General features: G+C 64.0%; 10 protein-coding genes and 1 pseudogene. 6 read left to right on the top strand and 5 right to left on the bottom strand.

Annotation, left to right across the window (positions count from 1 at the left end):
- The first annotated feature begins 150 nt into the window (after positions 1 to 150).
- The 6 genes from P9230_RS08250 to P9230_RS08225 all read left to right on the top strand — a co-directional run bounded on the left by P9230_RS08250 (position 151) and on the right by P9230_RS08225 (position 6,530).
- On the top strand, positions 151 to 1,065 hold the full coding sequence (locus tag P9230_RS08250) for an ABC transporter permease subunit (RefSeq protein WP_278118291.1): 915 nt from the start codon (positions 151 to 153) through the stop codon (positions 1,063 to 1,065).
- Positions 1,062 to 1,853: an ABC transporter permease gene (locus tag P9230_RS08245; protein WP_067002564.1), complete on the top strand. Its 792-nt coding sequence runs from the start codon at positions 1,062 to 1,064 to the stop codon at positions 1,851 to 1,853. Before P9230_RS08250 ends, P9230_RS08245 begins: the two co-directional genes overlap by 4 nt.
- Before the next feature lie 27 nt (positions 1,854 to 1,880).
- Complete coding sequence (locus P9230_RS08240) at positions 1,881 to 2,945, top strand: ABC transporter ATP-binding protein (protein WP_095778821.1); 1,065 nt, start codon at positions 1,881 to 1,883, stop codon at positions 2,943 to 2,945.
- Positions 2,946 to 3,096: 151 nt separating this feature from the next.
- Positions 3,097 to 4,647: a sodium:proton antiporter gene (locus P9230_RS08235; RefSeq protein WP_067002561.1), complete on the top strand. Its 1,551-nt coding sequence runs from the start codon at positions 3,097 to 3,099 to the stop codon at positions 4,645 to 4,647.
- 112 nt (positions 4,648 to 4,759) lie between these two features.
- Entirely contained in the window at positions 4,760 to 5,677 is a 918-nt protein-coding gene (locus P9230_RS08230; protein WP_095823435.1) for an endonuclease/exonuclease/phosphatase family protein, read from the top strand.
- A 7-nt stretch (positions 5,678 to 5,684) separates the two neighbouring features.
- Entirely contained in the window at positions 5,685 to 6,530 is an 846-nt protein-coding gene (locus P9230_RS08225) for an EamA family transporter (RefSeq protein ID WP_067002559.1), read from the top strand.
- On the opposite strand, the gene P9230_RS08220 is transcribed toward P9230_RS08225, so the two are convergent.
- From P9230_RS08220 to P9230_RS08200, 5 genes and pseudogenes are all read right to left on the bottom strand, one after another.
- Positions 6,517 to 7,770 (bottom strand): MFS transporter, encoded by a 1,254-nt coding sequence (locus P9230_RS08220; RefSeq protein WP_082953939.1) that lies wholly within the window; start codon positions 7,768 to 7,770, stop codon positions 6,517 to 6,519. The genes P9230_RS08225 and P9230_RS08220 overlap by 14 nt on opposite strands.
- Before the next feature lie 74 nt (positions 7,771 to 7,844).
- Positions 7,845 to 8,161: pseudogene (locus tag P9230_RS08215) on the bottom strand (Dabb family protein).
- A gap of 10 nt (positions 8,162 to 8,171) precedes the next feature.
- The gene (locus P9230_RS08210) at positions 8,172 to 9,800 is read right to left on the bottom strand and encodes a GMC family oxidoreductase N-terminal domain-containing protein (RefSeq protein WP_278118288.1); all 1,629 of its coding nucleotides are present in this window, start codon (positions 9,798 to 9,800) and stop codon (positions 8,172 to 8,174) included.
- A gap of 12 nt (positions 9,801 to 9,812) precedes the next feature.
- Entirely contained in the window at positions 9,813 to 10,574 is a 762-nt protein-coding gene (locus P9230_RS08205; protein ID WP_278118286.1) for a 3-ketoacyl-ACP reductase, read from the bottom strand.
- Positions 10,571 to 12,073, bottom strand: a complete 1,503-nt coding sequence (locus tag P9230_RS08200) for a GMC family oxidoreductase (RefSeq protein WP_278118284.1) — start codon at positions 12,071 to 12,073, stop codon at positions 10,571 to 10,573. Before P9230_RS08200 ends, P9230_RS08205 begins: the two co-directional genes overlap by 4 nt.
- Positions 12,074 to 12,087 lie beyond the last annotated feature (14 nt).

Genomic DNA, 12,087 nt, shown 5'->3' with positions numbered 1-12,087 from the left:
TTTCCCCCCTCATACCCACCCCCCCATCCAAAACCAACAAAACACCCCTCGGGGCGTGCCTTTCGCGTCTTCATTTTTTACTAACTCATCTTGCGGCGCCGGCCCCCCCCCCCCCCCCCCGGACTCCTTCCCAAAAACGGTAGCCGGCGCATGACCGATCTCTCGGTTTCCAATCAGGCAATTGCAGGCAAGGCCGCGCCCCCCGGCGAAGCGCGCGCAATGCGGCTGCCGACGCAATGGCTTGGCGTAACGCCGTTCTTCGTCTTCGCCGTCATGTTCCTGATCCTGCCCACGCTCTACTTGATGCTGGGCGCCTTGCAGAACGAGTCGGGCGAGTTCACCTTCGCCAACATCGTCGCGCTTTTTTCGGCCAACATCGTTGCCGCCTACTGGATTTCGATAAAGGTCAGCCTGGCGTCATCGCTGATCGGCGCCTTCGCCGGTCTTGCCATCGCCATCGCCATCGTGCGCGGAGGCCTGCCCAACTGGATACGGTCGGGGACGCTGACGTTTTCCGGTGTCGCGTCCAATTTCGCCGGAGTGCCGCTGGCTTTCGCCTTCATCGCGACCCTAGGCCGGCTGGGCCTCGTCACCGTGCTTCTCAACACGCTGGTCGGGTTCAACATCTATGCGCATGGCTTCAACCTGCTGTCGTTCTGGGGTCTGACGATCACCTATGTCTATTTCCAGATCCCGCTGATGGTGGTCATCATCGTGCCGGCGATCGACGGACTAAAAAGGGAATGGGGCGAAGCCGCCGCCACGCTCGGCGCCACCCAGGCGCAATACTGGCGCTTGGTGGTAATCCCCGTGCTGTGGCCAAGCTTCCTCGGCACCGTGATCCTGCTCTTCGCCAATGCCTTCGGGGCGATCGCCACCGCCTATGCGCTGACCGGGTCCTCGCTCAACATCGTGCCGATCCTGCTCTACGCCCAGATCCGCGGCGACGTGCTGCACAATGCCCATCTCGGTTACGCGATCGCCTTCGGCATGATCGTCATCACCGGGCTTGCCAACATCTTCTACATCTGGTTCCGGACGCGCTCGGAGAGGTGGCTGAAATGAAATCCGGCAGGTTCTGGGCCTGGGTCGTCTTTGTCCTCGGCGCGGCGTATTTCTTCATCCCGCTGATCGCGACGATCGAGTTCTCGCTGCGCATGCGCCGCGGCGTCTATTCCCTGGACGCCTACAAGGTCGTGCTCGGCGACAGCCAGTTCCAGGCGACCTTCATGTTTTCGGTGGTCGTCGCCATCTTCACCATTCTCCTCGGCGTGCTGATCGTCGTGCCTACGGCCTACTGGATCCGCCTTCGCATGCCGCAGATCAGGCCGATCGTCGAGTTCATCACGCTGCTGCCGCTGGTGATCCCGGCCATCGTCATCGTCTTCGGCTATATCAGGATGTATGGGTCGAATTCGCCGCTGCCGTTCCTGGCAACCAATCCAGGCGCGAATGCTCTGCTGGTCATCGGCTATGCAACGCTTGCACTGCCATACATGTACCGCGCCGTCGACACCGGGCTTCGCACCATCGACGTGCGCACGTTGACGGAAGCGGCGCAGATCCTGGGTGCCGGCTGGGGCACGATTATCAGCCGCGTGATCCTGCCCAATGTGCTGATCGCGGTGCTTTCGGGCGCATTCCTGACCTTCGCCATCGTGATCGGCGAATTCACCATGGCCAGCCTGCTCAACCGGCCGGCATTCGGCCCGTATTTGCAGAATCTCGTGGCCAACCGCGCCTATGAGCCGGCGGCGCTGTCGATCATCGCGTTCGTCATAACCTGGGGCTGCATGTCGCTGATCCAGATCTTGTCCCGTTTCGCGCCGAAATCGGCGAACCGCCCCAATTGAGCGAAGTACCGACCGAAAGAAAAAGCCATGGCCGAGCCGTTCCTCTCCATCCAGCATGTGCGAAAGTCCTTCGGCGCCACAACCGTGGTCGAGGATTTCAACCTCGATGTCGCGCCGGGCGAATTCGTCTCCTTCCTCGGTCCGTCCGGCTGCGGCAAGACGACGGTGTTGCGCATGGTGGCCGGCTTCGAGGAGCCCTCGGCCGGCAAGATCGTGGTTAGCGGCAAGGACATCACCAGGCTGAAGCCCAACCAGCGCAATATCGGCATGGTGTTCCAGGCCTATGCGCTGTTTCCCAACCTCACTGTAGCGCAGAATATCGGGTTCGGACTGAAGGTGGCGGGCATGCCCAGGGCGGCCATCGATTCCCGTGTCGCGGAGATGCTCGACATCATCAGGCTGCCGCAGATGGCCGACCGCTATCCCTACCAGCTCTCCGGCGGCCAGCAGCAGCGCATCGCGCTGGCGCGCGCCATTGCGCCGAAGCCGAAGCTTTTGCTGCTCGACGAGCCGCTGTCGGCGCTGGACGCCAAAGTGCGCATTTCGCTGCGAGAGGAAATCCGCTCGATCCAGAAGAAGCTCGGCATAACCACCATCTTCGTGACGCACGACCAGGAAGAGGCGCTGTCGATCTCCGACCGCATCGCGGTCATGTATGGCGGCAAGGCCGAGCAGGTCGGCACGCCGTTCGAGATCTACAACCGGCCGGCGACCAAATTCGTTGCCAATTTCGTCGGCACGCTCAACGTCCTGGAAGGCAAGGTCACCGATGCCGCGTCCGGCAAGGTGCAGGTCAACACGCAGGAAGTCTCGCTGAAGGGAAAGCTCAACGGCTCGAAGTCCGGCGACACGCTGTCGCTGGCGCTGCGGCCCGAAGCGATTTCGCTCGGACGCCAGCCGGGCCACGACACCAGCCTTTCGGGCGAGATCGCCGAGGTGCATTTCCTCGGCTCGGTCATCCGGGTGCGCGTCGGCATCGGCGGCAACACGGTATCGCTCGACACCTTCAACAACTCGGCGACGCCGCCGCCTGTCGTCGGCGAGAAGGCGGACATCTCTTTCTCGTCGGGCGACATGCTGGTGCTGCACTAGGGTGCACAGTGAATAGTGAATAAGTGAATGGTAGTCGGCGAAGAGAGCACGTTACGTGCTCGAATTCTCTCTGATGATGCCCGTTCACCATTCACCATTCACCATCGCTTTTTGCAGTGCCAAAGGCCTGGTTCCATCGCTACGATGAGCCATGGCGCTTTTCGAGCTCACCCTCATCCTGCTTCTGATCGCCGTCGGGCTGACGGCGTTGTCGCGATGGCTGGGGATACCTTATCCCTCCCTGCTGGCCTTGGCCGGAGTGGGGATCGCCTTTCTGCCAGGTGCGCCGACCATCGAGATCGATCCGGAACTGGCGCTTGCCCTGTTCATCGCGCCGGTGCTTCTCGATGCCGCCTATGATACGTCGCTGCGCGACCTGAAGCGCTACCGGCTGTCGCTGGTGCTGCTGGCATTGGGCGCGGTCGTCTTCACCACCGTGGTCGTCGCCTTCGTCGGCTGGAAGATGGCCGGTCTGCCGATCGCGGCGGCGATCGCGCTCGGCGCCATCGTCGCGCCGCCGGACGCCGTGGCGGCGAGCGCCGTGCTTGGCCAGTTCAAGGTGCCGCACCGCCTCAACGCCATCCTGCAAGGGGAGAGCCTGCTCAACGACGCCACGGCGCTTCTGATCTACCGCATCGCCGTTTCGGCCGCGGTCGGCTCGGTCATGCTGAGCGATGCGGTGCCGGTGATCCTTCTGTCGACGGTCGGCAGCGTCGCCGCCGGCTATCTGTTCGGCCGCCTCTCGCTGCTGACGCTGACGCGCATCGAGGATGCGGCAAGCAGCACCGTGGTGCAGTTTGCCGGAACCTTTGCCGTCTGGATCATCGCCGACAGGATCGGCCTTTCCGCCATCATCACCATCGTCGTCTATGCCATCACCATCGCGCGCACCGCGCCACGCCAGATGTCGGCCAGACGCCGCGTCAGCACCTACTCGGTCTGGGAGTCGGCAGTGTTCGTGCTCAATGTGCTGGCTTTCGTGCTGATGGGCCTGCAGGCCCGGTCGATCGTCGGCAGGCTCTCCGGCGATGGGCAGGGCGATGAATTTGTCTTCGCCGCAACGGTGCTGGCCGTTGTCATCGTGGCACGCCTCGTCTGGGTGTTTGGCTACGTCGCGATCATACGGCGGTTCGCCCGCTTCGACAGCAAAGAGCAAAGGCGGGATGCGCCGACATTCGGGGGCGCCTTGCTTGTCGGCTGGTGCGGCATGCGTGGGCTGGTGAGCCTGGTGGTGGCCATTGCACTGCCGGCCAATTTCCCTGGCCGGGACCCGATCGTGCTTGCCGCCTTCGCGGTCGTGCTCGGCACGCTGGTGCTGCAAGGCATGAGCTTGAAGCCGCTGCTGCGCTGGCTCAATTTCGAAGAGGATACGACGATAGATCGCGAAGTGGCGCAGGCACGCGTTGCCATCATGGAAGCCGCGCTCGACGTCCTGAGCCGCAAGACGTCTGCCGCTGCGGACGTCGTGCGCGAGCAGTACGAGGCCCAACGAAAGATCGCCGAGAATCCTGAGGATGCGCAGGCGGCCACCGAATACGACCGGCTGCGCCTCTATGCCATCAAGCGGCAGCGCGATAGGCTCGAAGAATTGCGCCGCGACGGTACGATCGGCGACGAAGCCTATCACCGTCTGGAAGAAGAAATCGACTGGTCCGAGCTGGCAGCATCGCCGGCGGGGCGGTTCCAGTCGCTCACGACCTAGACGATGCCGGGGTCGGCGGTCATGACTGGACCATTCCGCATGTCGATGGCGTCCATTGCAACGCGATGGCCGAGGCGCTAGTGCCGTGGCCGGATATTCAGCCGGTTAATCGATGAAGCTGGTCAGCTACAACATCCAGTACGGCTACGGCAGCGACGGCCGCTACGATCTGGCGCGCGCCACGCGCCTCGTCGACGGTGCCGACATCATCGCCCTGCAGGAAGTGGAGCGGCACTGGCAGCGCAGCAACGGCGACGACCAGCCGAAAATCCTGTCCAGGCTGCTGCCCGACTATCACTGGGTCTACGGTCCGGCCTTCGACATGGACGCCAGCGAAAAGCGTGATGGGCGCATCGTCAACCGCCGCAGGCAGTTCGGCACGATGCTTCTGTCGAAGCTGCCGATCGTCTGGTCGCGGCTGCATGCGCTGCCGCTGCGCCGCACGCTCAAGCCCCTCAACACGCGCACCGCCGCACTGGAGTGCATGATCCGGACGCCGGCGGGATCCGTGCGGGTCTTCTCGCTGCATCTTGCCCATATCGCGGCCGAAGAGCGGCTGGAGCAGATCGACTATCTGCTCGCCGAACAGCGCCGCGCGCCGTCCGATGGCGGTCCCTGGAGCGGCGCCGATGACGAGCCGCAGCGCAACTGGGCGAATGGCGAGCCGGAGCCGGAAAACCCGCTGGCGGCGATCTGGCTCGGCGATTTCAACATGGAGCCGGGAAGTGCGGAATACCGGCGCATCGTCGGCAGCACGCCCTATCATCGCGGCGCCGTCTATATCGACGGGTTCGTCGATGCCGCAGCCGTCGCCGCCAAGCCGGTGGCGGACTTCCACACGCATGAAAAGATCATCGAGGGCAAGCTGGCGAAACGCCGGCTCGATCATTGCTTCGTTGGCGGCGTGCTGGCCGGGCGGGTGCGTTCCGTGAGCGCCGATATCGGCGAAGTGGCCTCCGACCATTTCCCGCTCAGGGTCGATATCGATCTGGAAACCCCAGGCATCGCCGCTAGGCTTGCAGGCGGGTGAGGCGGGCATGACGCTTTTCGTCTTCCTCGCGGTGCTGTCGGCGGCCGCCATGCACGCGATCTGGAACGCGCTGGTCAAGGTGCACCTCGACCGCTTCCTGTCGATCACCTTGATGACGCTCGGCATGGGGGCTGCGGCGCTGCTGGCGCTGCCTTTCGTTGAAGTGCCGAAAGCCGAGGTCTGGCCATTCATCCTCGCCTCGGTCTTCTTCCATATGGGCTACCGGACGTTTCTGATCGGCGCTTACAAGGCCGGCGATTTCGCTCAGACCTATCCGCTGGCGCGCGGTACCGCGCCGCTGCTCTCCGCGCTCGGCGGCATCGTTCTGCTCGGAGAGATACCGGCGCCACTCTCCATCTTCGGCATCGTGCTTCTGTCGGCAGGCACGCTGGTCATGTCGTTTCGCGGCGGTGTGCATCTTGAACGGTTCAATCTGCGCGCCGTCAGCTTCGCGCTCGGCACATCGATCTTCATTGCCAGCTACACGCTGTCGGACGGCAGCGGCGCGCGGCTGGCGGCAACCGCGCAAAGCTATGCGGCCTGGCTGTTCGTCTGCGATGCGCTCTGGGCGCTGGTGCTGTGCATCGCCTTTCGCGGGCCACAGTCGCTGCCCCTGCTGGCGCGGGACTGGAAGGCAGGCCTCTTCACCGGCGTGCTCAGCGGCGCCGCCTACTGGATCGTGATGTGGGCGATGACCAAGGCGCCGATCGCCTCGGTGGCGTCGCTGCGCGAGACCTCGATCCTGTTCGCCATGCTGATCTCGGTGCTTGCGCTGGGCGAGAAGATGACGGCATGGCGCGCCGCCGCGGCGCTGGGCATCGTCGCGGGCGTGGTCGCGCTCAGACTGGGCTGACTTCCCGGTCGATCACGGTCATGACCTCGCCACGCTTCTCGGGGCTGAAGCGGATCACGACGATGATGCAGACGGCGACCACGCCGGCAAACAATGCCAGCGCATAGCCATAGCTGCCTCCCCGCGCTTCGGCGATGCCGGCCTGATACGGGCCGCCATAGGAGGCCGCCAGATTGCCGGCCTGGTAGATGAAGCCAGGCAAGGTCGCCCGCACGGAGCCCGGCGATAGCTCGTTGAGATGCACCGGAATGACGCCCCAGGCGCCTTGCACCGCCACCTGCATGATGAAGGCGCCGAGCGCCAGCATGAAGGGCGTCGTCGTATAGGCCCAGAGCGGAATAGCCGGCAGGGCAATGACGCAGGCGAGCGTGATGGCGTTTATGCGCCCGATCTTCTCCGACAGCGCGCCGAACGCCAGACCGCCGACAATGGCGCCGATATTGGCGACGATGGTGATCCAGCTCACCGTGTGCGGATCGAAGCCGTGCTGCTTCTTCAGGAAGGTCGGGTAGAGGTCCTGCGTGCCATGGCTGAAGAAGTTGAAGAACATCATCAGCACCACGGCATAGAGCGCGATGCCCCAGTGCTTCTGCAGCGTTACGAGAAGACCCGGCCGCGCCTGCGCCCGGCCTGAGACGAAGGCGGGCGATTCAGGCACGTGCGAGCGGATGAAGAGCACGATCAGCGCCGGCACGAAGCTCAGCAGGAACATGGCGCGCCAGCCGAAGGTGAAATCGCCGATCTTCTGGCCGTAGAGCAGCCCATAGACAACTGCCGCCAGCAGATATCCCGCCGGATAGCCGCATTGCAGTATGCCCGAAACCATGCCGCGGGCGCTGGGCGGAATGGATTCCATGGCGAGCGAGCTGCCAAGGCCCCACTCGCCGCCCATCGCGATGCCGAACAGCGCCCGAAGCGCCAGGAAGATGCCGAGATTGGGCGAGAAGGCCGCCAGCGCCCCGATCACCGAGTAGCTGACGATGTTGAGCATCAGCAGCGGTTTGCGCCCATATCTGTCGGCCAGCATGCCGAACAGGAACGCGCCGATGAATCGCGTGGCCAAGGTCAGGAACAGCGCCTTGGAGACCGCCGGGACATCGGTATGGAATTCAGCGGCGATATCGGTGAGCAGGAATGTCAGAAGGAAGAAATCAAAAGCGTCGAGCGTCCAGCCCAGGAAAGATGCGAGTACGGTTTTCTTCTGCTCCGAGGTGAGACTCAAATCGCTGCTCCTTTGCATCCGCGAAAGGAACGATATGTTCCATGCAGTGCAAAAAAGAACGGGTTATTTGCCGGTTTCCGATCAACCGGCGGTCACATTTCCGTAAACTCCAAGTCGAGGACCATCAGCCCGTCGGTGCCCCCTTCGAGCGCCGCTACCAGGCGAGCGCCGGCGCGCTGATGCGCCTCGTGCGCCAGTAGGCGTCGCGGGCGGCAGCATCGCGGAAATCGATGGTAAAGCCATGGCCGAAACCGCGCGCGAACGGCTCCGGGCTGACCTTGGCGCTGAAATGAACCTTGCCCATGCCGTCGATGGCCGGGCGCAGCGCTTCGAGATCGGCGTGAATCGCGGCGCGCTCGGCGGCGGAGGTGCCGTCGCCGAAGCGGACAAAGACGCAGTGGCGGATCATTGTTCTCCCCTCAAGCCGCCTTATTGCCCTTGAACACGGCCGGCGGCAGCGGCTCGCGTCCGAGGATCAGATCGGCGCCCTTCTCGCCGACCATGATGGTCGGCGCATTGGTGTTGGAGGAGGGGACACGCGGCATCACCGACGCGTCGCAGACCCGCAGGCCGTCGATGCCGCGCAGCCTGAGATCGGGCGTCACCACAGCCAACGCATCATGTCCCATGCGGCAGGTGCCGACGGGATGGTGATCGGTCTTGGACGCGCGGCAGGCATAGTCGAAGAGGTCGGCGTCGCTTTGCAGGGCAGGGCCGGGCAGCACCTCGCGCAGCACAAAAGGCTGCAGCGCCTTCTGCCGCATGATCTCGCGCGCCAGCCGCAGTCCCTTGATCGACATGTCGCGATCGTAGGAATCGGACCAGTAGTTCGGGTCGATCAGCGGATGATCGGCGGGATCGGCGCTCTTCAATCGCACGGTGCCACGCGAGCGCGGGCGCAGGAAGGCGGAGTTCAGCGTCACGCCGGGATTGTTCAGTTTTTCGACCCCGGCCTCAATGCCGGAGCCGAGACCGAGATGGAACTGGATGTCGGGCGAGGCGGCGGTCGGATCGGCGTACCAGAAGCCGCCGGTCTCGAACAGGCTGGAGGCGACGGGGCCCTTCTTCAAAAGCACGTATAGCAGGCCGGCCCACATCGTGCGGTGCAGCTTGGCATAGTTGTCATAGGTGTGGTCGCCGGTGCATTCGGCGATCACGAACAGGTCGAGATGGTCCTGCATGTTGGAGCCGACACCGGGCAGGTCATGGACCGGCGTGACGCCGACCGACTTCAGATGATCGGCCGGGCCAATGCCGGATTGCATCAAGAGCTTTGGCGAGCCGATGGCGCCGGAGGAGATGATCACCTCGCGTTCCGCGCGCAGGATCGTCTTCTCTCCGCCCGGCTTGTCGACGATCTCGACGCCGATGGCGCGGCCTTTCTCGACTACGACGCGGGTGACGAGTACATCGGTCCTGACCGTCAGGTTCTTGCGGGCGCGGATAGGCTTCAGATAGGCGACCGAGGCGGAGGAGCGCCGCGCGTCCTTCTGGGTGAGCTGGTAATAGCCGACGCCTTCCTGGCTGGCGCCGTTGAAATCCGGATTGAAGGGGATTCCCATCTCCTGGCCGGCGCGGAAATAGGCCTCGCAGATCGGCAGCGGCGAGATCGGGTTGGAAACGCCGAGCGGCCCCTGATCGCCGTGATAATCGTTGGCGAAGCGCTGGTTGTTCTCGGCGCGCTTGAAATAGGGCAGCACATCGCGATAGCCCCAGCCGGCCAAGCCCTCTTCCTTCTCCCAGGCGTCATAGTCGCGGGCGTTGCCGCGCGTGTAGATCTGGGCGTTGATCGACGAGCCGCCGCCGACAACCTTGGCTTGGGTGTACCAGAAGACGCGGTCCTTCATGTGCTTCTGCGGCACCGTCGACCAGCCCCAGGAAGCGATGCCCTTGGTCATCTTGGCGAAGCCTGCCGGCATGTGGATCAGCGGGTGCCAATCCTTGCCGCCCGCTTCGAGCAGCAGGACTGAATTGGTCGGCTCCTCGCTCAGCCGGTTGGCCAGCACGCAACCGGCCGGACCGGCGCCAACGATGATGTAGTCAGCCATGGTTCCACTCACTCACAGGCGAGGCACGGAGAGCGCGCCGTCGACATCGATGACCGATCCGGTTGCAAAGCCGAATTTTCCGCTGGCAAGTGCGGCCACCACAGCGCCGATATCGGCGGCCTCGCCCCAGCGTTTGGCCGGCACCAACCCGCCGTCTATCAGCGCGTCATATTTGGCGGATACGCCTGCCGTCATGTCGGTGCGAATGATGCCCGGCCGCACCTCGAACACGCCGATGTTTTCCGCGGCGAGCCGCAGCGCCAGGTTCTTCACCCACATCGAAAGCCCTGCCTTTGAGATGCAGTAGTCGGCGCGCTCCGGCGAGGCCATTGTCGCGCTGACCGAGGTGATGGTGACGATCGACCTCGCAAAGCTGGCGGGTGTCGCCAGCATCGCCTTGGCGACGGCCTGGCTGAGGAACACCGTGCCGCGCAGATTGATATTTAGCTCGTGGTCGAAATTATCAGGCTTCAATTCCAGAAGGTCGCCGCGCACGACGGCGCCTATGCCGGCGTTGTTGACGAGGCAATCGATGCTGCCGAAGGCGTCCACCGCCGCCGCGACCAGTTTTGGATGGCCGGCGAGATCAGCGATGTCACAGCTGGCATAGGCAAACTTCGCGCCGCGCGCGGCGATGCTTTCGGCAAGTCCATCGGCCGGCTTGTCCGCAAGGTCGGCAACAAGAATATCGAAGCCGGCATCGGCCAGCGCCTCGGCGCAGGCAAGGCCAATGCCGCGCGCGCCGCCGGTGACGATGGCTGCCGGGCGGGTCATGCCGCGAACTCCGTCTTGCGGATATGGTCTGCCACGCGCAGCGCCTGGGCTGCGATCGACAGCGCCGGATTGACCGCCGCCGAGGTCGGCAGGAAGCCGGCGTCCACGACGAACAGGTTCTTATGGTCGTAAGCACGACAGAACGTATCGAGTGGCTCCGTCGCCGGGTCGTTGCCCATGCGCACCGTGCCGCACTGGTGCGAGGGCGTGCGCTTGTCGAACGGGCGCGACAGCACGATCGGGTAACCGCAGGCGCGGAAGTTTTCGCGCATCACCTTGGTCAGGCCTTCCAGCGACTGCATGTTGGAGCGCCGCCACTGCATGACGATCTCCTTGCCGTCGACCAGGATGCGGCTTTCAGGATCGGGCAGGTCCTCGCACATCAGGTACCAGTCGACGGCGTGGCCGGCCATGAAATCGAGCGCGAATCTTGGCGCCAGCTTCACATTGGCCCGCAGCATGTTGCCGTCGATCTTGCCGAGCAGTTGCACATTGCCCAGCGGCTTGCCGCCGTTGCCGCCCGACAGATAATAGTCGTTGAGCATCAGCGTCTTCTGGTAGACGGCGTCGTTGCGGCGGCGCGGGTCGATCGCCAGCATCGCGCTCGAATTGTGGTTCATGAAATTGCGGCCGACCTGGTCGGAACTGTTGGCGAGGCCTTTGCCGTTTGTCGAGGGCGAGCGCAGCAGGATGACGGCGGAGTTGATCGCGCCGGCCGATAGGATGACCAGCTTCGGCGAGAGCGTCCTTTGCGCGCCGTTCTGCGTGTAATGAATGGCGGCAATCGATTTGCCGTCCGGCGAGGCCTCGAGCCAGTCGACATGGGCGCCGGTTTCGAGCTTGATGTTCTTGTCATTGAGCGCCGCCGCCAGAGGCCCGGTCTGGGCGTCGACCTTGCCTTGGCCGGTGTTCGGAAAAGCATCCCAGCCGGTCTTGCCCTCCTTCAGCCAGGCTTCGATGTCGACGCCGAGCGGCAGCGAGGCAGGATGCAGGCCGAGGCCTTTGAGCTCGGCGCGGGCACGCGCGATCGAAGGTTCGTCGGGCACCGGCTTGAAGGCATAGGGAATCGAATGGAACGGCTCGGTCGGATCCTCGCCGAGCGCGCCGCGCACGCGGAAAAGCTGCTCGGCCTTCGAATACCAGGGTTCGAACTCGTCATAGGAAAACGGCCAGGCCGGCGAGACACCGCCGAAATGCTCCAGCTCGGAGAAATCCTCCTTGCGGTAGCGGATCAGCACCGCGCCGAAGAATTTCGAGTTGCCGCCGACATAATAGTAATTGCCGGGGTTGAACGCGGCGCCGCCGGCCTCGCGCCACATCTCCTTCGGCCGGTAATGCCCGTCGACGAAGATCGAGCGCGTCGAGCGCGCATGCGGCGTCGCAGGCAGCGGTTCACCGCGCTCCAGGATCAGGATCGAGGCGCCGCTGCCGGCCAAGCCGGAGGCGATCGTGGCGCCGCCGATGCCGGAGCCGATGATGACGATATCCGGATTTGTCATGGTCTAAAGCGCGT

This window comes from Mesorhizobium sp. WSM4887 (genome assembly GCF_029625865.1).
GTDB lineage: Bacteria > Pseudomonadota > Alphaproteobacteria > Rhizobiales > Rhizobiaceae > Mesorhizobium.
This window is presented reverse-complemented; position numbering and strand designations above follow the sequence as displayed.